At 69.3% G+C, this 23,504-nt stretch carries 21 protein-coding genes, 1 rRNA gene and 1 pseudogene; 3 read left to right on the top strand and 20 right to left on the bottom strand.

What is annotated here, in order from left to right:
* Positions 1 to 112: 112 nt before the first annotated feature.
* Together ACWEO7_RS15265 and ACWEO7_RS15260 are read left to right on the top strand one after the other, a co-directional pair.
* The gene (locus ACWEO7_RS15265; RefSeq protein ID WP_452423807.1) at positions 113 to 289 is read left to right on the top strand and encodes a hypothetical protein; all 177 of its coding nucleotides are present in this window, start codon (positions 113 to 115) and stop codon (positions 287 to 289) included.
* Between the two features lie 96 nt (positions 290 to 385).
* A complete protein-coding gene (locus ACWEO7_RS15260; protein WP_452423922.1) occupies positions 386 to 1,834 on the top strand; it encodes a mannitol dehydrogenase family protein in 1,449 nt (482 codons plus the stop codon).
* Here the strand turns inward: ACWEO7_RS15260 and ACWEO7_RS15255 are convergent.
* The 13 genes from ACWEO7_RS15255 to steA form a co-directional block, all read right to left on the bottom strand.
* A complete protein-coding gene (locus ACWEO7_RS15255) occupies positions 1,831 to 2,646 on the bottom strand; it encodes an acyl-[acyl-carrier-protein] thioesterase (RefSeq protein ID WP_452423805.1) in 816 nt (271 codons plus the stop codon). The genes ACWEO7_RS15260 and ACWEO7_RS15255 overlap by 4 nt on opposite strands.
* 222 nt (positions 2,647 to 2,868) lie before the next feature.
* Positions 2,869 to 4,287, bottom strand: coding sequence for a ribosome biogenesis GTPase Der (gene der / locus ACWEO7_RS15250; RefSeq protein WP_452423803.1), 1,419 nt, complete (start codon positions 4,285 to 4,287; stop codon positions 2,869 to 2,871).
* On the bottom strand, positions 4,284 to 4,961 hold the full coding sequence (gene cmk, locus ACWEO7_RS15245) for a (d)CMP kinase (protein WP_450021446.1): 678 nt from the start codon (positions 4,959 to 4,961) through the stop codon (positions 4,284 to 4,286). The genes der and cmk overlap by 4 nt, the downstream gene beginning before the upstream one ends.
* 65 nt (positions 4,962 to 5,026) lie before the next feature.
* A complete protein-coding gene (locus ACWEO7_RS15240; protein ID WP_452423802.1) occupies positions 5,027 to 6,103 on the bottom strand; it encodes a pseudouridine synthase in 1,077 nt (358 codons plus the stop codon).
* Positions 6,104 to 6,112: 9 nt separating this feature from the next.
* On the bottom strand, positions 6,113 to 6,769 hold the full coding sequence (scpB, locus tag ACWEO7_RS15235) for an SMC-Scp complex subunit ScpB (RefSeq protein WP_355080740.1): 657 nt from the start codon (positions 6,767 to 6,769) through the stop codon (positions 6,113 to 6,115).
* Between the two features lie 55 nt (positions 6,770 to 6,824).
* Entirely contained in the window at positions 6,825 to 7,784 is a 960-nt protein-coding gene (locus ACWEO7_RS15230; protein WP_452423920.1) for a segregation and condensation protein A, read from the bottom strand.
* Positions 7,785 to 8,179: 395 nt separating this feature from the next.
* Positions 8,180 to 9,124: a ParA family protein gene (locus tag ACWEO7_RS15225; RefSeq protein WP_452423918.1), complete on the bottom strand. Its 945-nt coding sequence runs from the start codon at positions 9,122 to 9,124 to the stop codon at positions 8,180 to 8,182.
* A 190-nt stretch (positions 9,125 to 9,314) separates the two neighbouring features.
* Positions 9,315 to 9,575, bottom strand: a complete 261-nt coding sequence (locus ACWEO7_RS15220; protein ID WP_452423800.1) for a cupin domain-containing protein — start codon at positions 9,573 to 9,575, stop codon at positions 9,315 to 9,317.
* A 194-nt stretch (positions 9,576 to 9,769) separates the two neighbouring features.
* On the bottom strand, positions 9,770 to 10,714 hold the full coding sequence (gene xerD / locus ACWEO7_RS15215; RefSeq protein ID WP_355080735.1) for a site-specific tyrosine recombinase XerD: 945 nt from the start codon (positions 10,712 to 10,714) through the stop codon (positions 9,770 to 9,772).
* Between the two features lie 6 nt (positions 10,715 to 10,720).
* The gene (locus tag ACWEO7_RS15210) at positions 10,721 to 11,380 is read right to left on the bottom strand and encodes an NUDIX domain-containing protein (protein WP_452423798.1); all 660 of its coding nucleotides are present in this window, start codon (positions 11,378 to 11,380) and stop codon (positions 10,721 to 10,723) included.
* Positions 11,381 to 11,384: 4 nt separating this feature from the next.
* Positions 11,385 to 13,106, bottom strand: a complete 1,722-nt coding sequence (locus tag ACWEO7_RS15205) for a CTP synthase (protein WP_452423796.1) — start codon at positions 13,104 to 13,106, stop codon at positions 11,385 to 11,387.
* A 224-nt stretch (positions 13,107 to 13,330) separates the two neighbouring features.
* Entirely contained in the window at positions 13,331 to 14,275 is a 945-nt protein-coding gene (locus tag ACWEO7_RS15200) for a copper transporter (protein ID WP_452423794.1), read from the bottom strand.
* An 8-nt stretch (positions 14,276 to 14,283) separates the two neighbouring features.
* Positions 14,284 to 15,498, bottom strand: a complete 1,215-nt coding sequence (steA, locus tag ACWEO7_RS15195) for a putative cytokinetic ring protein SteA (protein ID WP_452423792.1) — start codon at positions 15,496 to 15,498, stop codon at positions 14,284 to 14,286.
* Positions 15,499 to 16,220: 722 nt separating this feature from the next.
* On the opposite strand from steA, the gene ACWEO7_RS15190 reads away from it, so the two are divergent.
* The gene (locus ACWEO7_RS15190) at positions 16,221 to 16,640 is read left to right on the top strand and encodes an SRPBCC family protein (RefSeq protein ID WP_452423790.1); all 420 of its coding nucleotides are present in this window, start codon (positions 16,221 to 16,223) and stop codon (positions 16,638 to 16,640) included.
* 9 nt (positions 16,641 to 16,649) lie between these two features.
* Here ACWEO7_RS15190 and recN read toward each other — a convergent pair whose 3' ends face one another.
* From recN to rrf, 7 genes and pseudogenes are all read right to left on the bottom strand, one after another.
* On the bottom strand, positions 16,650 to 18,434 hold the full coding sequence (gene recN, locus ACWEO7_RS15185; protein ID WP_452423788.1) for a DNA repair protein RecN: 1,785 nt from the start codon (positions 18,432 to 18,434) through the stop codon (positions 16,650 to 16,652).
* The gene (locus ACWEO7_RS15180; protein ID WP_452423787.1) at positions 18,412 to 19,371 is read right to left on the bottom strand and encodes an NAD kinase; all 960 of its coding nucleotides are present in this window, start codon (positions 19,369 to 19,371) and stop codon (positions 18,412 to 18,414) included. The genes recN and ACWEO7_RS15180 overlap by 23 nt, the downstream gene beginning before the upstream one ends.
* Positions 19,368 to 20,189 carry a TlyA family RNA methyltransferase gene (locus ACWEO7_RS15175; protein ID WP_450026189.1) on the bottom strand — a complete coding sequence of 274 codons (822 nt, stop codon included), beginning with the start codon at positions 20,187 to 20,189 and terminating at the stop codon, positions 19,368 to 19,370. The genes ACWEO7_RS15180 and ACWEO7_RS15175 overlap by 4 nt, the downstream gene beginning before the upstream one ends.
* Before the next feature lies 1 nt (position 20,190).
* Positions 20,191 to 20,493 (bottom strand): hypothetical protein, encoded by a 303-nt coding sequence (locus ACWEO7_RS15170; protein ID WP_355080718.1) that lies wholly within the window; start codon positions 20,491 to 20,493, stop codon positions 20,191 to 20,193.
* Positions 20,494 to 20,506: 13 nt separating this feature from the next.
* Positions 20,507 to 21,397, bottom strand: a complete 891-nt coding sequence (locus ACWEO7_RS15165; RefSeq protein ID WP_452423786.1) for an HAD-IIA family hydrolase — start codon at positions 21,395 to 21,397, stop codon at positions 20,507 to 20,509.
* A 287-nt stretch (positions 21,398 to 21,684) separates the two neighbouring features.
* Positions 21,685 to 22,749: pseudogene (locus ACWEO7_RS15160) on the bottom strand (tetratricopeptide repeat protein); the annotation flags it as partial.
* A gap of 668 nt (positions 22,750 to 23,417) precedes the next feature.
* Positions 23,418 to 23,504, bottom strand: a 5S ribosomal RNA gene (gene rrf / locus ACWEO7_RS15155); the annotation flags it as partial.

The following is a 23,504-nucleotide window of genomic DNA, read 5'->3' as shown; positions in this document are numbered from 1 at the left end:
CCGGCTCGGAGGGCGTACCGTCATCTGCCCCGGAATGAGCGATCACTCACAGATCTTTGCCATATCGGCAACTATTGTTGCTGGCTGGACAGATTTCCGGTCACCGTGAGGTATGACCGAGAAAGAGCCCATGGACGTAGCGGCCGTTTCATCGGCGACGCCGACTCCGGCGCGGGCGCGCCGGGACACCGAGCAGTTCTCCGCCGACGTCGAGCGAGCGAACTGCGAACGAGTACTCGGCGCTCGACGGCACGGCATGGATTCGCTGCTGCCGCCCGCGCCGGGCTGACCGGCTCCGGACACCTGCTGCACTATGGTGTGATCCACACAACACGGGAGGCGCGGTATGCCGGAACGGACCGCCACGCCCTTACGGGCGGCCACGATGCCCGACTTCGCCGCTCGGATCTCGACGCCGGGCTACGACCGATCGCGGATCACCACCGGCATAGTGCATTTCGGCGTCGGCGGCTTCCATCGAGCGCACCAGGCGATGTACGTCGACCGATTGCTCGAACGCGGCCTCGGGGATGGGTGGGGCATCTGCGGAGTCGGCGTGCTGCCCGGCGATCGACGCATGCGCGACGTGCTGCGGGCGCAGGACGGCTTGTACACGCTGTCGACGGTCGCGCCGGACGGCACGTGGACCACGCGCGCGATCGGCTCGCTGGTCGACTACCGGTACGCGCCGGACGATCCCGAGACCGTCGTGGCGAAGCTCGCCGATGCGTCGACCCGGATCGTCTCACTCACCATCACCGAGGGTGGCTACCACATCGCCGCCGCTACCGGGGAATTCGACCCGGATGACCCCGGAATCCGCGCCGATCTGACCGGGAACGCGCCGCCCGGTACCGTTTTCGGGCTCGTCACCGAGGCGCTGGCCCGCCGCCGATCCCGCGATATCGCGCCGTTCACCGTGCTGTCCTGCGACAACATCGAGGGCAACGGGAACGTCGCGCGCCGGATGTTCGGCGCGTTCGCCGCGCTGCGCGATCCGGGGCTCGGAGCCTGGGTGACGGAGCAGGTGCGCTTTCCGAATTCCATGGTGGACCGGATCACCCCGGTGACCCCGCCCGGAGCGACCGGCGAGATCGAGCGGCGCTACGGGCTCACCGACCGCTGGCCGGTGGTCACCGAGCCGTTCGCGCAGTGGGTGCTGGAGGATTCGTTCGGACTCGGCCGTCCGGCCTTCGAAGAGGTCGGCGTGCAGGTCGTCGCCGACGTCACCCCCTACGAACTGATGAAACTTCGGTTGCTGAACGCGAGCCACCAGGCGCTGTGCTACTTCGCGTACCTGAGCGGCTATCGGCTGGTGCACAAAGCGGCACAGGATCCGGTCTTCCGGCGTTTCCTGACCCGCTACATGGACGCCGAGGCGACGCCGACGCTGCGCGCGGTCCCCGGGGTCGACCTGGGCGACTACAAGCGAACGCTGCTCGACCGGTTCGCCAATCCCGCGATCGGCGACACCATCGCCCGGCTGTGCGCGGAGTCCTCGGACCGGATCCCGAAGTGGCTGCTTCCGGTTGTCCGGGCGCAACTCGGCAGCGGCGGCCCGATCGATTGCGCGGCGGCGGTCGTCGCCAGCTGGGCACGCTACGCGGAGGGCGTGGACGAGCACGGGCGCCCGATCGAGATCGTGGACCGGCTCCGTGACCGGCTGGTCCCCCTCGCGCGGCGGCAGCGCGAGCAACCCACCGCTTTCCTCGGCGAACGATCCTTGTTCGGTGACCTGATCGACCACCCCCGGTTCGTGACCGCGTATCTGGCGGCGCTGGACAGCCTGCGCACCAGGGGCGCGCACGCGACCGTCGAACAGTTGGCCGGTTAGCGCGGGGTGACGCGGGCGACCGCCCGGCAGTCCGCGCCGACGGCGAACCACACGTCCAGGCTCGAATCGGTCCGTCGGGCGACGAGCTCGACGTTCTCGCCGCATCGCACCGGTTTCCCGTACTCGACCACTACACGGTGCGGACCCGATTTCAGTTCGGCGTAATCGGCCAGGACTTCTTCGAGCGCGGTGAGGTAGACCGCGTTGTTCATATGGTCGAGCAGGTCTATGTCGGTGGCCCGTAGCGGGAAGGGCCGGATCTGCACCCCGGGCTCGCCCGCCGCGGGCATGGGATCGGTGAGCTCGGCTTTCCAGCGGAGCCGGTGCTCGGTCGTACAGGCGAGCATGGGGGCGAGGAACCGGTCGCTCATCCGCGCGGGTACGCCTGATTCGGTGCCGAAATGGATCAGGAAGCTCTCGGTCTCCACGAGCCCACCAGCGCTGCCGCCGATCTGGACCCGCATCGTGCACCACCGGGTCGACGTCGCCGAAGGCCATCGCCGCAACGTCGCCGACTCACCGAATCCGAGCGGCTTGAGCGCGTCGATCACCGTCCTGCGGATCACCCACAGGCGATGGATATCGCCGTCCTCGAGGACCTCGAGATGGTCATAGCCGACGTCCTGCAGGTAGCGCGCGACACCGTCGAGTCGAAGGCGCTGGTCACGATCGGTGTCGGCGAGGCGCACGGGCCATCCCGTCTCGAACGGAGTCAGGACGGCCGGCGGTTCCGGCAGCACGCTGGGAATGCCCATGCCCGGATGATGCCAGCTATTTGCCGCAGTTGTGGGCAGCACTGCCCATATCGTCATCTACACGAGAAGATGTCGCGTTTTATTAGGCATTTTGACCCGATTATCGATCACATACGTTTGTCCGCTAACAATTAGCTTTCATTCCCAATGAGGGGTTGCCACCGAGGTACACATCCGGCACAGGCTGTCCGCGCGAGTCGCCCGAGGCGGGCCACATCGAGCCTGCCGGGCAGTTGGTACGGCGAGGCAACGGGGATCCCGCGGCCTCACCGTCGTCGCCTATTTCTTCGAACGATCCCGCTTCTCCCGCACCCGCACCGAGATGCGGACCGGCGAGCCGTCGAAACCGAACTCCTCGCGCAACCTGCGCTCCAGGAAGCGCCGGTAGCCTGCCTCCAGGAAGCCGGTGGTGAACAGCACGAACGTGGGCGGCCGGGTGGTCGCCTGGGTGGCGAACAGTACGCGGGGCAACCTGCCACCGCGCATCGGCGGCGGGGTCGCGGCGATCACGTCCTTCAGCCAGGTGTTGAGCCTGCCCGTCGGAATGCGCTTGTCCCAGGACTCGAGCGCGGTCTCCATCGCGGGCACCAGCTTCTGCACCGCGCGGCCGGTGTGCGCGGAGATGTTCACTCGCTGCGCCCACGGCACCCGGACCAGGTCGCGGTCGACCTCACGCTCCAGTTGCAGCCGACGATCCTCGTCGACCAGGTCCCACTTGTTGAACGCCAGCACCAACGCTCGTCCGGAATCGGCGACCATACTGATCACCCGCAGATCCTGTTCTGTGATCGGCTGCGAGGCGTCGACCAGCATGATCGCCACCTCCGATGCCTCCAGCGCCGACTTGGTGCGCAACGAGGCGTAGAACTCGGTGCCGCTGGCATTGGCCACCTTGCGGCGCAACCCGGCGGTATCGATGAACTTCCAGACCTTGCCGCCCAGTTCGACGAGGGAGTCGACCGGATCGACCGTGGTGCCCGCGACATCGTGCACCACGGAGCGCTCGTCGTTCGCCAGCTTGTTGAGCAGGCTCGACTTGCCGACGTTCGGCTTGCCGACCAGCGCCACGCGACGCGGGCCGACGCCGCCGGTCCCCTCCCGCGGAGTCTCGGGAAGCACCTCGAGCACGTCGTCGAGCAAGTCGCCGGTGCCACGGCCGTGGGCGGCGCTGACCATGCGCGGCTCGCCGAGTCCCAGCGACCACAGCGCCGCCGCTTCCGCTTCCACCCGCTGGTCGTCGACCTTGTTGGCGACCAGGATCACCGGGACGGCGGAGCGGCGCAGCTTCTTCACGGCCGCCTCGTCGGTGGCGGTGGCGCCTACCACCGCGTCGACCACGAGCAGGATCGCGTCGGCGGTGTGCATGGCCAGTTCGGCCTGGCGGGCCACCGATTGCTGCAGGCCCTTCGCGTCGGGCTCCCAGCCGCCGGTGTCCTGGACGAGGAACCGCCGACCCGCCCAGTTCGCCTCGTAGGACACGCGGTCGCGGGTCACGCCGGGAATGTCCTCCACGACCGCCTCGCGGCGGCCGAGGATGCGGTTCACCAGCGTCGACTTGCCCACGTTCGGGCGGCCGACCACGGCCAGCGTCGGCATCGCGACGTGCGCCGCGTCCTCGAATTCGCCCTCCAGGTCGGCGAGTTCCCAGTCGGCTTCGTCGCTCCAGACGCCGTCGCCTGCGAGTACGTCCCCACTCATCGGTCCCCTCCGGCTCCACACGTCGAGACCTGCTGCGCGACAACGCGATACAGCTCGTCGATGACCTCGTCCATGGACAGTTCGCTGGTGTCGACCGGTACCGCGTCCTCGGCTGGCCGCAGCGGGGACACCTTGCGGGTCGAGTCGAGGGTGTCGCGGCGCTGCACGTCGGCGAGCACGCCCGCGTAGTCGTCGCCCCGGCCCTCGGCGATGTTCTGCTGATTGCGCCGGTGTGCCCGCGCCTCGGCGGACGCGGTCAGGTAGATCTTGGCGTCGGCGGCGGGCAGCACGACGGTGCCGATGTCGCGTCCCTCCACCACGATCCGCCCCGCGGTCGCCGTGATATCGCGCTGCATGGCGACGAGCAGCTCACGCACCTCGGGCACCGCGGAGACCGCCGAAACCGCCTTGGTGACCGCGTCGCCGCGAATCTCCGACCGCACGTCCTCACCGTCCAGCTCGATCACCTCGCGGCTGGGATCGGTGCCGATGGACAGCGGCAGCTCCTTGACCGCGGCGCCGATGGCCGCGGAGTCGGTCAGTTCGATGCCCGCCCGCAGCACGCGCAGCGTCGCCACCCGGTACATCGCGCCGGTGTCGAGGTACCGGGCGCCGAGCCGGGTGGCCAGGTGCCGGGACACGCTGGACTTCCCGGTACCCGACGGCCCGTCCATGGCGACCACCAGCGGGCTCGTACCGGCCAACCGCGCCGGCGCCTGCACCGGGATCTCCACACCGTTCACAACGACACCGCCTCGTAGAGTTTGCCGATTTCATCGCGGCCGAGTACGCGCAGCGTGCCGGGCCGTTGGTCGCCCAGCGCGACCGGGCCGATATGAGTGCGGACCAGCCGGATGACCGGATGACCCACCGCGTCGAGCAGGCGGCGCACGATGTGCTTGCGCCCTTCGTGCAACACCACCTTCACCAGAGAACGTCCCTCCCCCAGCTCGAGCACCTGGAAACGGTCCACCTTGGCGGGACCGTCCTCCAGCTCCAGGCCTTCCTTCAACCGCTTGCCGACCGCGCGATTGTTGACCTCGCCCTGCACCGTCGCCAGATAGGTCTTGGAGACCTCGAAGGACGGGTGCATCAGCCGATGCGCCAGATCGCCGTCGTTGGTCAGCAGCAGCAGGCCCTCGGTGTCGGCGTCGAGTCGCCCGACATGGAACAGCCGCTGGCCCGCGGCGATCCGCTCGGCCACGATGTCGCCGACGCAAGGGCGCCCCAGATCGTCGGACATGGTGGACTGCCAGCCCTTGGGCTTGTTCAGCGCGACGTGCACCAGTTCCTCGCGCACCACCACGCGCGTGCCGTCGACGCGCACCACCGCGTGCTGCGGGTCGATACGCAGGCCCTGCTCGCGCACGATCATGCCGTCGACCTCGACGCGGCCCTGCGCGATCATCTCCTCGGCGGCCCGGCGCGAGGCCACGCCCGCCTTGGCGAGAACCTTCTGCAACCGCTCCCCCTCGCCCCACGGGAGCTTGGTGTGGCCGCCGGACGAGTCCGGCTCCACGTTCTGGTGGCGCGCGGGCTTGGCGTTACTCAGCAGCGGCGGTGGCGCGACCTGCCGCTGGGGCTTGGGCTTCTTCTTGTTCGCCGCGGCCGCGTGCCGCTGCGGGTTCGGAGCCGGGGTTGATCCGCGTCGGTCCGCTCGGCCCCCGCCGCCCTGCTGGGCGCCGCGGGCAGCGACACCCCGTTGGGCCGAACGGGCGTCGCGTGAGCTCGAGTTGCGGCTCGCGCCGCCCCGGTCGGGCTGTGCGCCGCGTTTCCAACGATCCGGTGTGCCATCTCGGCGAGCGGGCGTATTCATGGTGTCCTGTCATTCTTCGGTGCCGAGGTCCAAATCGGCCTCGGCGGGTTTCCTCAACCTGGTGTACCGGGGGTCCGTCTCCAGGCTCTCGTTGATCTCGTCGATCAGGTCGACGCCCGGAAGCAGGGGCGCCAGGGGTGGCAGATCGCTCAGCGAAGCGAGTCCGATCCGTTCCAGGAACAGCTCGGTGGTGCGGTACAGCGTCCCGTTGGTCTCCGGGTCCACGCCTGCCTCGGCGATCAGACCCCTGGCCAGCAGCGTGCGCATCACCCCGTCGACGTTCACGCCGCGCACCGCGCTGACCCTGGTCCTGGTCACCGGCTGACGGTATGCCACCACCGCCAGCGTCTCCAAGGCCGCCCGGGTCAGTTTCGATCGGGAGCCGTCGAGCAGCATCCGCTCCACATACGGCGCGTACTCGCTGCGAGTATAGAAGCGCCAGCCGTCACCGACGAAACGCAGATCTATCCCACTGGACCGCGCCGACAACTCCGCGGACATCTCGCGCAGGGTCCGCTCGACGCGTTCGGTGCTGTCGCCCAGCGCGGCCGCGAGCTGATCTACCGGCGCGGGAACGTCCACGACCAGCAGCATGGCCTCCAGCGCCGAGCGGAAATCGGCGTCCGCGAGCGGTTCGGGGGTGAGTTCCACCACTGCCTCACTCACGACCGCGCCTCACCGGAGTTCGCCTCCGCCGTGCGCGAACGCGCGCTGTGCTCGCTCACCCGTAGTCCTCCTCGATAGTCACGGTGTCCACCTGTTGCGCGGCCTCGTCGCCGATCCAGCTGACCGCCAAGGGACCGAGCGGATCGGGCTGATCGAACTCGATCGTCTTGCCGCGATACAGCTCGAGCAGCGCCAGGAAGCGGGCGACGATCTGGACCGGTACCTCGCAGTCGGCGACCAGCTCGCCGAAGGATGTCCACGCACCCGCACCACGCTGTTTGAGCCGCTCCAGCACCAGTGCCGCCTGCTCGGCCACCGAGATCGCGTGCGTGTGCAAGTGGTCGAGCCCGACCTTGGGTACCGGACGGGGCCGGAAGGCCGCCGCGGCGATCGCGGCGAACTCGGCCGCCCCGACACCAAGCCTAACCTCGGGCAGCAGACCGGCGTAGCGCTCCTCCAGGCCGACCGCGCGCGGATAGCGGCGCAGCGCGGCCGCCTCCAGCTCGCCGAGCAGTTCGGCGACCTGCTTGAACGCGCGATACTGCAGCAGCCGGGCGAACAGCAGGTCGCGCGCCTCGAGCAGTTCGAGGTCCTCGGCGTCGGTCATCTCCCCGGACGGCAGCAGGCGCGCCGCCTTCAGATCGAGCAAGGTGGCGGCGACGACCAGGAATTCCGTGGTCTGATCCAGGATCTTGTCCGCGCGCAAGGTGTTCTGCCGCGCCATGTTCGCGGTCAGCGCCTTGGTGTAGGCGATGAACTCGTCGGTGACCTTGTGCAACGCCACCTCGGTGACGTCCAGCTTGCGCGAACTGATCAGGGTGAGCAGCAGGTCGAACGGCCCCTCGAAGTTGCTCAGTCGCAGCCGGAATCCGGAGGCCTGCGGCTCGCCCGTCGGCTGTTCTTTCGCCTCCGACGTGCCGGGCGATGGATCGGATGCGTCCGATGTGTCCGGCGGAAAGCCAGAGGCGTCCGAACCGCCGGGCGTAGCCGACGAACGGCCACCTGCGTCCGGCACGTCTGACGAACCGCCCTGTGCGTCCGGCACGTCAGCGGGCCGAGCGCCCACCGTCTCGGAGTCCTCCCGCGCGACACCCTCGGTGGGCGGCGTGGATGGTTTCGGAGACGGCTCGTCCGCGCCGTCCCGTGCCGGGGAGGCCTCCGCCTCCGGTGCGGGCCGGGGCGTGGCGCCTCCGACCACGGCCGGGTTCGCGCGCCGGGGGGCAGCGTCCCGCCCCGCAGCGATGAAGGCGGCGGCCGCGTTTCCGAGTGCGGGACCCCGCCCAGGTGCGGCTGGGGCCGGCCCACCGGTATCAAGCTCGCGGTCGTCGGGCGTGGATGTCGGTCCGCCCGCGGAAGACCCCTGGCCGGACGGGTTGTGGTGGGACGCAGACGAAGGGTCCGAGTGGCCGGTCACCGGCCGGATCGGTGGATGACTTCCCGAGCCATCGACCGATACGCCTCGGCGCCACTGGATTTCGGCGCCCACGTGGTGATCGGCTCGCCCGCGACGCTGGCGTCCGGGAAACGGACGGTGCGCGCGATGGCGGTGTCGTAGACCAGGTCACCGAACACCTCGACGACCCGCGCCATGACCTGGCGGGAATGCAGCAGTCGAGAGTCGAACATGGTGACCACTATTCCGTACAGGCTCAACCGCGGATTCAACCGGTCCCGCACCTTCTCGACGGTGTCGTTGAGCAGCGCGAGCCCGCGCAGCGAGAAGTACTCGCATTCCATCGGGATGATCACGCCGTCCGAGCAGGCCAAGGCGTTGACCGTGAGCAGACCGAGCGAAGGCTGGCAGTCGATGAGGATGTAGTCGTAGCGGTTGCGGATCGGCTCCAGCGCGCGGCCGAGCGTCTGTTCCCGGCCCACTTCGTTGACCAACTGGATCTCGGCGGCGGAAAGGTCGATATTGCTGGGCAGCAGGTCCATGTTCGGGACCCTGGTCTGCATCAGCACGTCGTCGATCGACACCTTGGAACCGATGAGCAGGTTGTGCACGGTCAGGTCGAGATCGTGGTGGGCGACGCCGAGACCCGCCGACAGCGCGCCCTGCGGGTCCAGGTCGACGAGCAGGACGCGACGGCCGTATTCGGCCAGTGCGGCACCGAGATTGATGGTGGAGGTGGTCTTGCCGACGCCGCCCTTCTGATTGCACATGGCCACGATCAGCGCGTCACCGTGCTGGCCGACCGGCGGCGGGTCCGGCACCAGCCGCAACGGCCGTCCGGTCGGGCCGAGCGTCGCGTCCTCCGGGACCGGCTCCACTCCATGGCCCCACAGCGTTTCCGCCGCGGCGTCCGAGTACGGACCCGGTCGCGAGCCCGTAAGCGGCTCCGCCCCAGCACCCATCGGCGGCTCTGCCGCGCCGGCTGTCGTCACGATCCGCTGCTCCTTATACGTCCTTGCCGGTTGCCTCGCCGAGCGTAGCGAGGCCGATCGGTGCCGACCTCGCTTTCGTGCGGTCCAGCTCTCGATAGACGCTACCGCTTGACGGCACTCGAGTGCCGCGCCTGCGCGCGGCGTGTTCGTACCGCGCTGGTCAACGCCACTGCGGTCCGCCATCGAAATGAACGTCGAACCGGTCGCGCAACTCGTTCATGCTGTCCCAGTCCGCCTCCCCGCGTGCGATCCGGCCGAGTTGCCGGAAGTACTCGAAGCGGACGATACCGGGTGTGAGCACAGCCAGAAACTCGGCGGGTCCGTCGGCGGTGGCCCCGAAGGCGTGCACCGCGCCCGGCGGAACCACCACCAGGCCACCTTCGCTCACCGCGGTCCTGGCACCGTCGACGAGGAAATCCATTGCCGCCCAGCACATAGAAGATCTCGGTCGACTTCGTGTGATGGTGCGGACGGGTGCCGTCCGCACCCGCGGCCAGGGTCAGCCGATCGGCGCCGAACAGCCCTTCGGAGTTCTCGCTGTCCTCCAACAGCCGGAAGGAGCCGCCGCCGGGCAGCGGAAGCATCGCGCACGCGAAGTTCCCGACCCGCAACGGATTACCGGGCGCGGGGATGCGCGGTGGCCCAGACCTCGCGCAGGGTGTTGACCGTCACCAAAGTGTAGATCTGAGTCGTGGTCACCGAGGCGTGGCCCAGCAATTCCTGCACCACCCGCACATCGGCGCCGCCGTCGAGCAAATGCGTGGCGAAGGAGTGGCGCAGCGTGTGCGGCGACACCGCCGCCGCGATGCCCGCGCGTTCGGCGGCGGTGTGCAGGACCTGCCAGGCACTCTGCCGGGACAGCCGGGCGCCGCGTACATTCAGGAACAGTGCTCCCGCGTTGGCTTTTCCGCGTGCGGCGAGCACGGGCCTCCCCCGCACCAGATACGCGTCCACGGCGGCGAGCGCGGGCCGCCCGATCGGCACCAGACGCTGTTTCCCGCCCTTGCCGCGCAGGACGACCGCCCGTTCCTCGATGTCGAGATCGTCGACGTCCAGCCCGACCGTTTCCGAGATCCTGGCGCCGGTGGAGTACAGCAATTCCAGCAGCGCGCGGTCACGCAGGCCGCGCGGTCCGCCGTCTACGCCCGCAGCGGGATCGCCTTGGCCGCCGCCCGCCGCCTCCAGCAGTTTCAGCACCTGGTCGTAGGGCAGCGCCTTGGGCAACCTGCGCCCCGGTGCGGGCGGCTTCACCGCGTGCGCCACATCGGTGTCGGTCAAACCCTCCGCGGCGGCGAAGCGATGCCAGCCGCGCACCGCGATCAGCGCGCGGGCCACCGAACTCGCCGCCAGCGGCGGGTGCCCCGGACCGCCCGAGCGCAGCGCCATGGTGAATTCCGCGACGTCGGACTCGTCGACCCGGTCGAGCGAGCCGATGCCGCGCCCGGTCAGGAAGTCCAGATACCGACCGAGATCACGCCGGTAGGCGTTCAGGGTGTTGGGCGCGACGCCGCGCTCGACGGTGAGGTGGTCGAGGTAGGTGTCGAGCTCGCGACCGAGCACCTCCGGTCAGTCTTCGGACTTCTGGGCCGCCTTGCGGCGGAGGAAATTCGTCGGCTGCCCGTCCCATGGCGCGTCCGGCGGCCGCGGTTCGATGCCGCAGGCCCGCGCGGCCGCCAGCGCGAGCACGCCCGCGACCGCGGTGGCGTTGACGATCTCCCCGCTCAGCGCCGCGCGGACCGCCGCGTCGACCGGCATGCGGACCACTTCCAGGTCCGCCTCCTCGAATTCCGGCTCCGGTCGATCGGTTTCATACAACCCGCGAGCCAGGTAGATCCGCAACGCTTCGTCGGTGAACCCGGGCGAGAGCGCCACGTCCACCAGGACCGCCCATTCCCGGGCGGCCAGCCCGGTCTCCTCGGCCAGCTCACGGCGCGCCGCGAGCAGCGGGTCCTCCCCGGGCACGTCGAGCAACCCGGCGGGCAGTTCGAGCAGCCGCCTGCCGATCGGATGGCGGTACTGGTTGATCAGCACCACGTTGCCGTCGTCGTCGATCGCGGCGACCGCGACGGCGCCGTGGTGCTCGATCACCTCGCGTTCGACGACCCGGCCACCCGGCATCCGCACCTGGTCGAGCCGCAACGCGAGGATCGCGCCGCTGTAGACGGTTTTGCTGGATTCGATCTCGAAGTCGTGGCTGCCCGGCTCGGCAGCGCCCCCGTTGGTCATGCCACTACGCCTGTTCCGCCGCACCCGCCAGTTCTTCGCCCGGAATATCCACCGGAAGTCGTTCGGCCGCTTTGTATTTCAGCGCCGCCGAGATGAGCGCCGCGAACAGCGGATGCGGGCGGGTCGGCCGGCTCTTCAATTCAGGGTGCGCCTGCGTGGCGACGAAGAACGGATGCACGTCGGCGGGCAGCTCGACGAACTCGACCAGGTGCCCGTCCGGCGAGGTGCCGCTGAACTTCAAGCCGCTCGCGGCGACCTTGTCGCGATAGGCGTTGTTCACTTCGTAACGGTGGCGATGACGCTCGGAGACGTGCTCGCTGCCGTAGGCCTTGGCGACGACCGAGCCCTTCTCCAGGGTCGCCGGGTAGGCGCCCAGCCGCATGGTGCCGCCGAGATCGGCCTCGCCTGCCACGGCCTGCTCCTGGTCGGCCATGGTGGAGATGACGGGGTGCGGCGTGTCCGGTTCGAATTCGGCCGAGTTGGCCTCCGCCAGCCCTACCGTGCGCGCCGCCTCGATCACGACGCACTGCAATCCGAGACATAAGCCGAGCAGCGGAATGCCGCGGGTACGCGCGTAGTGGATCGCGCCGACCTTGCCCTCGATGCCGCGGATGCCGAAGCCGCCGGGAATCAGCACGGCGTCGACGTCGCGCAGCGCGTGCTGCGCGCCCGCGGGAGTCTCGCACTCGTCGGAGGGCACCCAGCGGATGTTCACCTTGGCCCGCGAGGCGAATCCGCCCGCGCGCAGCGCCTCGGTGACCGAGAGGTACGCGTCGGGCAGATCGACGTACTTACCGACCAGCGCCACCTCGACCGTCTCGCGCGGCGAGTGCACCCGGTCGAGCAGGTCGCCCCACACTGTCCAGTCCACGTCGCGGAACGGCAGGCCCAGCCTGCGCACCACGTAGGCGTCCAGGCCCTCCCGGTGCAGCACCCGCGGGATGTCGTAGATCGACCGCGCGTCCGGCGTGGAGATGCAGGCGTCGACCTCGACGTCGCACATCAGCGCGATCTTGCTCTTCAGCCCCTGCGGGACCTCACGGTCGCAGCGCAGGATCAGCGCGTCGGGCTGGATGCCGATATTGCGCAGCGCCGCCACCGAGTGCTGGGTCGGCTTGGTCTTCAGCTCCCCGGAGGGCGCCAGGTAGGGCACCAGCGAGACGTGCAGGAAGAAGACGTTGTCCCGACCCACGTCGTGGCGGATCTGGCGGGCGGCCTCCAGGAACGGCTGCGACTCGATGTCGCCGACGGTGCCGCCGATCTCGGTGATCACCACGTCCGGCGTCTGGCCCTGCAGATCCGGGCCGCGCATCGCGAGGATCCGGCTCTTGATCTCGTCGGTGATGTGCGGGATCACCTGCACCGTGTCGCCGAGATACTCGCCGCGGCGCTCCTTGGCGATGACCGACGAATAGATTTGCCCGGTGGTCACATTCGCGTCGCGGGACAGGTCCCGATCGAGGAAGCGCTCGTAGTGGCCGACGTCCAGGTCGGTCTCCGCGCCGTCCTCCGTCACGAACACCTCGCCGTGCTGGAAGGGGTTCATCGTGCCGGGATCGACGTTCAGATACGGGTCGAGTTTCTGCATCGTGACGCGCAGCCCACGCGCCGTCAGCAGCTGACCGAGGCTGGAGGCGGTAAGACCTTTACCCAATGAGGAGGCGACACCACCGCTCACGAAGATGTGCTTCGTGTCCGTTCGCGCCTGAATCCGTGTTTGACCCACGGGTCTTCACGGTAACACGAATCCGCCCGTCCGTTCGAATGCCACGCGCGTTTGCCCGCCGATCGCGGGACATCGATCAGAGCCCGCGCGGCCGGACTGTGGGGCGCGTCTCGTCGCGGTCGCCGACGTGCGGAGGAAGCGGGTGCCGCGACGCCCGTGACAGCGATCGATCCGGGCCCCTGCGTGCGCATCCTCCAGTTGCCCGACGACAGTCTTCCGGCTGGTCAGCCAGGCACGACGGCCAGGGTGAGCGAGGCGGCCTTGGCGCCGGTGCCGTAGCGTCCGGCGCCCCCGTTGAGCTGTTCGGTGAGCGCGAGCGCGGTCGTGACCCGGCCGAGCTCGCGCTCGACATTGTCGACGGTGCTCACCTGCGCCGCGAGCGCCGCGTCGGAGCGGACCACGGCGATCGGCCCCTGCCCGTCGGCGGCGCCCGCGCGACCGGCGAGCACCACTCCCGCACCCCGGCCGCGCAGAGCGCCCGCGAAGCGCGCGGTATTCGAGCCTGCGCCGTCCTGGGCCGCGGCGGCGCCATCGCCGGTGATCACGACCGCGAGCTGCGCGGGTCGCACCGGTGTGTCGCCGTAGGCGAGGAAGCCGCCGCCGCGCAGGGTCTCCAGAACCAGCCCGAGTTCCTCCGGGGTGCTCCGGGTTTGCCCGTTGGCCGGATCGAGCAGCAGCACCAGGCCGAGCAGATCACCGGCCATACTGCCCTGGTCCACCGCGCCGGTACGCAGCTGCGCCCCGGCCGGGATGACGTTCGTGACGGCCGTGCGCATCCGATCGCCTTCGCTGCCGTCGGCGAACGCCTCGGTGAGCGCGATCCGTCCCGTGACGCCCGCGCCCGCGGCCGCGAGCGCTCTGGTCACCGCGTCGACGTCCCCGGGATCGGCGTCCGGGGTCGTGAACACGACGACACTGCGGTCGGCCAGCGCACCGCCGAGAATGCGGCCCGACGAACCGGCGATGAACCGGTCGGCGGCCGCGGTCTGCTCGTCGAGCAGGCGGTTCCGCTCGGTCAGTGCATCGACCTGCTGCCGCAGGTCGGCCTTGTCCGCCCGCAAGCCCGACAGCAGATCGGCCGCGAGCGTCTGGGATCCGAGCACCACACCGATCGCGAGCGCGAGAAAGATCGCGACGATCGAGATGGCGTGCTGGCGCATCGAAATCATCGTTCTCCTCAGAATTCTCGAGCTCCGACTTGCCCCTGCGCCCACCGCGCGAAGCGGTTCCAGTTGTCCACACCCCAGTCCAGGACGTCGCCGCCGCTGTTGGACGCCAGCAACACGACGATCACCGCGACCAGCGCGGCGAGCACCACCAGCGCGACGGCGACTCCGGACACGCGGTTGCGGTACAAGGTGGCCACCGCCTTGGCGTCCATCAGCTTCGTGCCCACCTTGAGCCGAGTCAGGAAGGTGGCCGGATTGCTGTCGCGGCGGCCCCGGTCGAAGAAGTCGTCGAGCGAGGCGGGCGCTCCCGCGGTGACGATCAGCGCGGCTTCGTGATGCTCGGCCAGCAGAAGCGCCAGATCGGCGGGCGAACCGGAGGACGGGAAGGTCGTCGCGCCGATGCCGAGGTCCTGGATGCGTTCGAGCCCCTTGGCGTGGCCATCGGTGTCGGCGGGCAGGATCACCTCGGCGCCGCACTTCATCGTCGCGGTGGTGATCTCCTCCGGATCGCCCACGATGACGTCGGGCCGGTATCCACGCCTGCGCAGGGTGTCCGCGCCGCGCCCCACCCCGATCAGGATGGGGGCGTATTCCTTGATGAACGGCTTGAGCCGTTGCAGGTCCTCCGCGTGGTCCGGGCCGTCGGCGACGACCACCACGTGCCGTTGCTTCATCACCAGATCCAGTTCCGGGACGCCGAACCCGTCGATGAGCAGCGCGCTCTCGGTCCGGATGAATTCGATGGTGTTGCCCGCGAAGGCCTCGAGGTGATCGGCCAGACCGTTGCGCGCCTCGATCATCCGCTCCGCGATGGCAGGCCCGGTGAGCTCGATGCCCTCGACGAGCACCTCGGGTTCCTTCTTGATCAGCCGATCGGCGTAGACCACGCCACCGTCGACGCGGACCTTGACACCGTCTTTGATCCGCTTGAACGCATCCGAACTCACCGTGTCCAGCAGCAGGATCCCGTGGGACACGAGCGCCTCGGGGCCCAGGTTGGGGTAACGGCCGGAGATGGACGGCGAGGTATTGATCACCGCGCCGACGCGTGCCTCGACCAGCCGGTCGGCGGTCATCCGATCGAGGTCCATCTCGTCGAGGACGACGATGTCGCCCGGCCCGATCCGGCCGAGCAGCCGCCGGGTGTTGCGATCCACCCGGGCCGTCCCGATCAGACCAGGAAGCGTTTCGGTGTTTCTCGACAACAGCGCCGGCATCTTCATGCAGCGATGATGACCGCAAACCCTCAACCATTGGTGGAGGCGCGCCGTCTCACACAGCCCGGTTCGATATCGCGCTATGCATTGGCAATCCAATTCGCCGACAACACCGCCTTCACTCGATTCACCGAGTAATCCCTGTACTCGTGTAGTAAGGCAGCGAATTCGCCACAAACTGCCGAAGGTCGACCATCAGACACTTCCCCACGGTCGACCCCACCAGCAATTGAGCTGCGAATCCCGCTTCGAGTCACACTGACGGCGCGACGCAGTGCACTTCCAACACATAGCGAATAGCTCGCTACTCAATGTTCAGCGGAATTCACCCGTCTTTCACTTACTGACTTCAATAGTAGATTACTAAACAGACATTACGGACATAGATTCGCTCGATATCTACACCACACGCGAACATCCTTGAAACACAACCCTTTGACGGCAGCGGACTACCCATCGCCCTGGGTCATCCTCGGGGCCGGCAACCGAGATCCGCATCCGCGACTAGACATTTCACGGAGATAACTAGTAGATGGGACTGGTTACGCGCTCGACGCCCGTCGTCACCGCCCATCGACTCAGACACTTCGCCCCCGCGGCGGCAGCGGCGCGGAACACCGGCCACCCGAACCGCTCGCCGCCGATTGTGATGCGGACGACACGATCCCCGAGCCGCGCCCGCTGTAGCTATATGCTGCCCGTCACACATAACTGGAAGAGGAGAATTTATGGCCAGCACCACCGTCGACGCCGCCATCGCCGCTCCGCGTGAGGTCGTGTACCGGCTCTTCGCCGACCGCGAGAGCATCAGCCCCTACGTTCCGGTGCAGGTCAAGCTGGTCAAACCCGGCCTGACCGAGCGGGAGGGCGTCGGCGCGCAGCACCTGATCGGCCTCGGCCCGGTCGGTGTCACGGAGGAGATCACCAAGCTCGTGCCAGGTGAGCGAATGGAGTACAAGATCGTCAAGGGCGCGCCGGTGAAGCGGCACGTCGGCATCGTCACCTTCGCCGACGCCGACAACGGCACTCTCGTCTCCTACACGATGGAGTCCGATCCGTCGCTTCCGGTGCCGGCCAAGGTGCTCGAGTTCGGTTTGAAGAACCTGATCGGCCAGTTCATCAAGGGCGCGCAGAAAGCGGTGCGCTGACCCGCACGCTCAGCGCGTGGCCACCTCGGCGCCCGCTTTCTCGGCGCGCGCCGTCGCCAGCAGTTCCTCCGCGTGTGCCCGGCCGGTCTCGGTGTCGTCGAGACCGGCCAGCATGCGCGCCAGCTCCACCACCCGCTCGTCGTTGGTGAGCGCACGGACGCCACTGTTGACAGTGCCCTTGCCGTCGTCGGATTTGTCGACCACCAGGTGGGTGTCGGCGAAGGCCGCCACCTGCGGCAGATGGGTCACCACGATCACCTGGTGGGTGCGCGCCAGCCGGGCCAGCCTGCGGCCGATCTCCACCGCGGCTCGCCCGCCGACGCCCGCGTCGACCTCGTCGAACACCATGGTCGCTCCATGCTCGGACCCAGCGAGCACCACCTCCAGCGCTAGCATCACCCGGGACAGCTCACCGCCGGACGCGCTCTTGCTCAACGGCAACGACTGCGCGCCCGAATGCGCGGCCAGCCGGAACTCGGCCTCATCGACGCCAGTGGACCCCGCGTGCAATTCCTTGCCGTCGACGGTGAGCGGCGCCGAGTCCTGCGCGCCCGCGAGCATCGGCCGCACCTCGACCTCCAGACGCGCCTTGCCCATGGCGAGACCACCCAGCTCGGCACTCACCGCGCTCGCGAGCTTGCCCGCCGCCTTGGTCCGCGCGGCGCTCAGCTTCTTCGCCGCCTCCCGCACCCGTTCCGCGGCGGTGTCCACCTCGGCGGCCAGCTTGGCCAGCGCCTCCTCGGAAACGTCCAGCGAGCCGAGCCGGGTGCGCGCCTCCTGCGCCCAAGCCAGTACGCCATCGATGTCCGGCGCGTACTTCCGGGTCAGTGTCTTCAATTCCGCCTGGCGGGTGAGCAGCGAATCCAGCGCACCCGGATCCGAAGGCAGGTCCGAGAGATACCCGCTCAGCTCGGTGGTCACGTCGACCACCACGGCGATGGCGTCGGCCAGGCGCGGCGCGAGCGCGACCAGCGCCGGATCGTCGGCGGCTTCGATGCGGGCGCGCGCGGCGCCGAGCGCCTCCAGCGCGCCGGAACCGTCCTCGGGCGCGTCGGCGGGCCCGGCCAGCGCGCCGTGCGCGGTGGCCGCCGCCTCCCGCAGCGAGTCCAGATCGCTGAGCCTGCGCACCTCGTCGACGATGCGCCCGTCTTCGCCGGGTTCCGGCGCGATGGCGTCGATTTCGTTCAACGAGTGCTCGAGTCGCTCGGCCTCGAGCGCCAGTTCCCGGCTGCGAGCGGTCCGTTCGAGCAGTTCGGTGCGGGCGTCGAGCCACGATCGGCGCAGCACCTGGTATTTCCGCAGCAGCGGACCCACCGCGTCGCCCGCGAACTGGTCCAGTGCCGACAACTGCTGGTCGGGGCGCTGCAAACGCAGCTGATCGTTCTGCCCGTGCACGGTCAGCAGGGGGGCGGTGAAATCGGCCAGCACCGAGGCCGGGACGCCGCGGCCACCGAGATGCGCACGCGAGCGACCATCGCTGCCCACCGTGCGGATCGCGATGACGCTGCCGTCGTCGTCCTGCTCGGCCGCGGCCGCCTCCAGTACCTGCGCGACCTCCGCGCGGGCGGCGTCATTGACGTCATCGATGGTGAACCGGCCCTCGACCACGGCACGGGACGCGCCGAGCCGGACCCGGCCCGCGTCCGCGCGCGCACCGCTGAGCAGATGCAGGCTGGTCACCACCATCGTCTTGCCCGCGCCGGTCTCGCCGGTCAGGCAGGTCAGTCCCGCGTGGAACTGCGCGGTCGCCGTGGAAATGACGCCAAGCCCGTCAATCCTGATCTCTGTCAGCACTTGTGCTCTCCGTTCGCCGTCGGCCACGCCAGCCTGTCACGGGCAATTGGAACTTGCGCACCATCCGGTCGGCGAACGGTGCGGAGTCCAGCCGCACCCAGCGCACCGGTTGTGCGCCGCGAACCGCTTCGACCCGTCCACCGCTGGGCAGTGCGAGCGTGCGCCTGCCGTCCAGGAAAACTATCGCATCGTGTCCGGTCGCCACGGACTCGACCGCGATCCGGGAATCCGGGCTGGTCACCAGCGGTCGCGCGAACAGGGCATGGGCATTGCTCGGAATCACCAGCAACGCTTCCAGTTCCGGCCACACCACCGGGCCGCCCGCGGAGAAGGCGTAGGCGGTCGATCCGGTCGGTGTGGAGATGAGGATGCCGTCACAGCCGAACGACGAGACCGGGCGGCCGTCGACTTCCAGCACCACTTCCAGAACCCCCATGCGCGAAGCGTTCTCGATGCTCGCCTCGTTCAGCGCCCATCCGCTGTCGACGACCTCGTCCTCGATCCGCACGGTGACGTCGATGGTCATCCGGTGCTCGATCGTGTAATCACGTCGGACCACCTGCGCGAGCGCCTCGTCCAAGTGCTCGGCCTCGGCCTCGGTGAGAAAACCGATGCGGCCGAGATTGATCCCGAGCACCGGCACCCCGGCCGGGCGCGCCAACTCGGCGGCACGCAGGAACGTGCCGTCGCCGCCGAGCACGAGCACCATCTCGCAGCCGACCGCCGCCTCCGCGCTGTGCTCGACCACGCGCACCGGAAATCCGCCCGGCTCGGACTCGAACCGCGTACTGTCCGCTTCGTCGGCGAGTACACGCAGGCAGATGCCCGCGTCCGCGAAGATCTTCGCCACCCGGTGGGCGGTTTCGATGATCTCCGCGCGACCGGGATGCGACACCAGCAAGATCTCCCGGCCGCAGGGCTGGGCCAAGGCGTTCACTGTGGACCCTCCTCAACCGCACGCTCGACCAACGCAGCGACCTGCTCACCGTCGTATTCGAACGGCCCGTCGTTACGCAACCACAAGAAGTATTCGACATTGCCCGACGGGCCCGGCAGCGGGCTCGCCACGACACCGGCGGTACGCATGCCCAGTTCCGCGGCCGCGGCCGCCACCGTGCGCACCGCCTCGGCGCGCAACGCGGGATCACGCACCACACCGCCCGAACCGACCCGCTCCTTGCCGACTTCGAACTGCGGTTTCACCATGGGCAGCAGGTCGGCGCCCGGCGCGGCGCACGCGGCCAGCGCGGGCAGCACCAGGCTCAGCGAGATGAACGACAGGTCGCCCACCACCATTTCGACCGTGCCGCCGATGGTTTCGGGCGTCAGGTTGCGCACGTTGGTCCGATCGAACACCCGGACCCGCTCGTCGTTGCGCAAGCGCCAGACCAGCTGGCCGTAGCCGACGTCGACCGCGACGACCTCCCGCGCTTCCCGTGCCAGCAGCACGTCGGTGAAACCGCCGGTCGAGGCGCCCGCGTCCAGACAGCGCTTACCCGCTACGGACAACCCGTCCTGCTCGAACCGCTCCAGCGCCCCGAGCAGTTTGTGCGCACCGCGCGAGGCCCACGACACCTCGTCGGGCTCGTCGCGGACCACCAGCGGGGTGCCCGTCTCGACGGCGGTCGCCGGCTTCACCGCGACCGTTCCAGCTATCAGGACGCGGCCCGCGCCGATCAGCTCGACCGCGTGTTCTCGCGATCTCGCCAACCCGCGGCGAACCAGTTCCGCGTCCACCCGCGCGCGTCTGGCCACCTCAGATCTTGTCCACCGTGGCCAAGGCCTGTACCAGCACGTCATGTGCCTGCTCCAGGATGCGAGCGCGACGGGTGATGTCGACTCCGGCTTCGGCGCTGTCGGTCGCGACTCCGCTTCGGCCGGGGAAGTCGAGTTCGGCGAGCAAGCTGTCGACCTCGCCGCGGATTCGATCCGGATCGGCAGGCTCCGGGCGCCCTTGCGCACCCGGCAGGTGCTGACCGGGCAGTGGGGCCCCTGGGCGGGGACCCGGTGCACCGGCGCCCGTACCGGGGCCGTGCGGACGAGGCGTTGGAGTAGTCATCGTGACGTCAACGCTATCGGATTTCCGAATCGGACGCGCGGACCGTCACAGCTCGCCCCGGGTTGCGCTGAAGCATCTCACCGAGATCGGCTTCCGGCTCGGCGGCAACGACCGCGTGGTTGAGGGCGTCGAGCGAGTCGGCGACATATGTCGGGATCTGCCCGTCCGGGGCTTTCCGCAGTTCGTCCAGCGTGCTGACACCGGTGAGCACAAGCAACGAGTCCAGACCGACACGGTTGGCGCCCTCGATATCGGTGTCGAGGCGGTCGCCCACCACCAGAGCGGAGCGGGAACCGGCCCGGACGAGCGCGTCCTCCAGTAGCGGCGGATACGGTTTGCCCGCGACGATCGGCTCCCGATCGGAGGCGGCGCGCAACGCCGCGACCATCGCACCGTTACCGGGCGCGAGGCCGCGTTCGTTCGGCAGGGTCCGGTCGGTGTTGGCCGCGATCCACAGTGCGTCCGCACGCAGGGCGTAGGCGGCTTCGGCGAGGTCCGGCCAAGAAGTGTGGGGTGAATGTCCTTGCACGACAGCGGCGGGCGCGTCCCCGTCGAAGCGCCGGATCGGCCGCAGTCCGACGCCGTCCACCTCGGCGGCCAAGTCGTCGGTGCCGACCACCAGCACGTGCGCACCCGGGTCGAGCCGCTCGGCCAACAGCCGCGCCGCTGCCTGGGCGCTGGTCACCACGTCGTCGGTGGACGCGGGAAACCCGAGTTCGGACAGATGCGCGGCCACCACCTGCGGTCCGCGGCTGGCGTTGTTGGTGACGTACACCAGCCGCTGGTCCGCCTGCCCGTCCGCCACCAATGCTTCCGGCGCCCCTTCGATCACCGCGTGACCGCGATACAACGTGCCGTCCAGATCCAGCAGCAGGGCTCGGTAGCGCTCTCGTAGTCCCTTCACACCACTCTCACTCCGTGTCACCGATCGGCGCCGCGCCGACGCATCACCGGCGGACCTCCGTCCGCCGAGTCCGAGACACCGACACTACGCCAGCGAGCGGACCGGAAAGACGTGGCGTCAGCCACTCCCGTGACGTCGGATCACATACCCCGACGGCGGTTTCCGACCAGCGGCCTCGTCCTCGATACGTCCGCGTCCGCCGGGCAATTCGCTCCGGACTCGGTATCACCGGGAGCGACCCGGACACGGGGGGTGAGGTCGTGCAGTCGAAGGCCGCGATCGCAGGTTCAGATGTCGGTGTCGCCCGTGAGTTCGGCGGCGCGTTCTTCGGCGTCCGTCTCCGCGTCCAAGTCGGCGGAAGCGGCGTTCAGGAACCAGGTGAGGCCCTCGTCGGTTCGGCCGGCGGCGACCAGGGCGTCGGCGTAGGCGTAGAAGAGGCGGGCCGCGGCCGAGCCCGTCCGAGACGGGTCCAGATCAGAGGTCTGCAGGGTCACGACGGCCTGGTCGTACTGGCCCAGGTCCATGCGCGCGCCCGCCACGACGATGCGCAGTTCGGCGGCATCGTCACCGCGCAGGGCGCGCGCCTCGTCACTGCGGCCGAGTTCGATCGCGCGCTCGGGACGCCCCAGGCCGCGCTCGCAGTCGGCCATGACCGCGAGCAGCCCCGAGCCACCGGACATCCGGCGCGCGGTACGCAACTCCGACAAGGCCTCCGCCCATTCACCGGCGTGGTAGGCCACCACTCCCGCGGTCTCGCGCACGACCGCGATCCGCCCGGCGCGTTGCCGCGCCGCCCTCGCATGCGCGAGAGCAAGCCCGGGGTCGTCATCGAGGAGACGCGCCGCCATCACCAGGTGCCGGGCGACCGTCTCCGCGTTGCCTTTGTCCAAGCTGAGCAGATCCCGCCGCACTGCCGAGTCCAGATCGGTCGCTTGCACCTCATCCGGCAGATCGGGTTCTTCCGGCCGCGGCGGGCGGCGGTCGAGCGAACGGCCTCCGCCGACACGGGCACCTTCGCCTCCCCGGCGGCGTTCCTGCGGCGCCTCGCCACGCGGTGCCGATGCCTCGCGGCCCACGTCGCGCCGGCCTTCCCGGTCCGGTCCCTGGCGACGGCGATCGTCGTCACGGCGCTGGAAACCGGACTCACCACGCCGTCCGGCGTCACCGCGCTCCTCGTAGTCGCCACGCCGCTTGAACGCACCCCGCTCGCCCGTTTCGCCGCGGCGGGCATCACCTCGATCGCCGAAATCGTCACGGCGACGGTCGGATCCACCGCGCGGGGAATCACCCCGACGGAATCCGCCGCGACTACCGGAATCGCCGCCCGGGCGAAAACCACCCCGCGATTCATCGCGCCGTTCTTCGGAATCACTCCGGCGTTTGAAGCCGCCGCGCTCGCCGGAATCCTCGTACCGCTTGGGGCCACCGCGGTCTCCCTGGCCGCCTCGACCGGCGGCGCCACGGTCCGTGGGCTCGTCCCGGCGCTGGAAACTCCCGCGCCTGGGCGCGTCACCGCCGCGACGAGGACCACCGGTGTCACCGGGCCGGTCGCCGGAATCCCGGCGTCCGAATCCACCGCGCTCGCCGCCGCGCTTGTCGTAACCGCCGCTGTCTCCGCGACGATCGGACCCGCCGGAATTGTCGCGGCGCTGGAAAGTGCCCCGGTCGGACGACGAACCCTCCCGTGCACCGTAACCACCCGAATCACCGCGCCTGCCGTAGCCGCCGCGTTCCCCGGAGTCACCACGACGGTTGAATCCCCCACCGCGGCGGCCCGCGTCCTGGCTGTCGCCTCGCCGGCCGGACCCGGAATCGGGAGTGCCGCGCCGGAAGGGCTTCCGATCGTCGTTTTGTTCCGGCACGGTGCTCCCTTTCTTTGTTCCGCGAGAAGTCTGTATCCCCACAAATTGAATCACGCACCTACGGTGGGGCGCGGGCACGGCGAGTTCGCCGGAGCACTATCAGGTGCTCAAATGCGGATAGGGGACCCAGACTCTGGGTCCCCTATCACAAAAGGATGTTCCGGCGGTGTCCTACTCTCCCACACCCTGTCGAGTGCAGTACCATCGGCGCTGGCAGGCTTAGCTTCCGGGTTCGGAATGGGACC

The sequence above is a fragment of the Nocardia sp. NPDC004260 genome, assembly GCF_053603155.1.
This window is presented reverse-complemented; position numbering and strand designations above follow the sequence as displayed.

What these genes read in the sequence shown, in the direction of transcription:
- ACWEO7_RS15265 (WP_452423807.1), top strand. Translation starts at nt 113, where the DNA reads ATGACCGAGAAAGAGCCCATGGACGTAGCGGCCGTTTCATCGGCGACG.
- der (WP_452423803.1), bottom strand. Translation starts at nt 4,287, where the DNA reads ATGAGTGGGGACGTACTCGCAGGCGACGGCGTCTGGAGCGACGAAGCC.
- ACWEO7_RS15170 (WP_355080718.1), bottom strand. Translation starts at nt 20,493, where the DNA reads ATGACTACTCCAACGCCTCGTCCGCACGGCCCCGGTACGGGCGCCGGT.
- steA (WP_452423792.1), bottom strand. Translation starts at nt 15,498, where the DNA reads ATGAAGATGCCGGCGCTGTTGTCGAGAAACACCGAAACGCTTCCTGGT.
- ACWEO7_RS15240 (WP_452423802.1), bottom strand. Translation starts at nt 6,103, where the DNA reads ATGAATACGCCCGCTCGCCGAGATGGCACACCGGATCGTTGGAAACGC.
- ACWEO7_RS15210 (WP_452423798.1), bottom strand. Translation starts at nt 11,380, where the DNA reads ATGACCAACGGGGGCGCTGCCGAGCCGGGCAGCCACGACTTCGAGATC.
- ACWEO7_RS15255 (WP_452423805.1), bottom strand. Translation starts at nt 2,646, where the DNA reads ATGACGATATGGGCAGTGCTGCCCACAACTGCGGCAAATAGCTGGCAT.
- ACWEO7_RS15260 (WP_452423922.1), top strand. Translation starts at nt 386, where the DNA reads ATGCCCGACTTCGCCGCTCGGATCTCGACGCCGGGCTACGACCGATCG.
- ACWEO7_RS15225 (WP_452423918.1), bottom strand. Translation starts at nt 9,124, where the DNA reads ATGGGTGCTGGGGCGGAGCCGCTTACGGGCTCGCGACCGGGTCCGTAC.
- ACWEO7_RS15200 (WP_452423794.1), bottom strand. Translation starts at nt 14,275, where the DNA reads ATGATTTCGATGCGCCAGCACGCCATCTCGATCGTCGCGATCTTTCTC.
- ACWEO7_RS15220 (WP_452423800.1), bottom strand. Translation starts at nt 9,575, where the DNA reads ATGGATTTCCTCGTCGACGGTGCCAGGACCGCGGTGAGCGAAGGTGGC.
- cmk (WP_450021446.1), bottom strand. Translation starts at nt 4,961, where the DNA reads ATGGACGGGCCGTCGGGTACCGGGAAGTCCAGCGTGTCCCGGCACCTG.
- ACWEO7_RS15190 (WP_452423790.1), top strand. Translation starts at nt 16,221, where the DNA reads ATGGCCAGCACCACCGTCGACGCCGCCATCGCCGCTCCGCGTGAGGTC.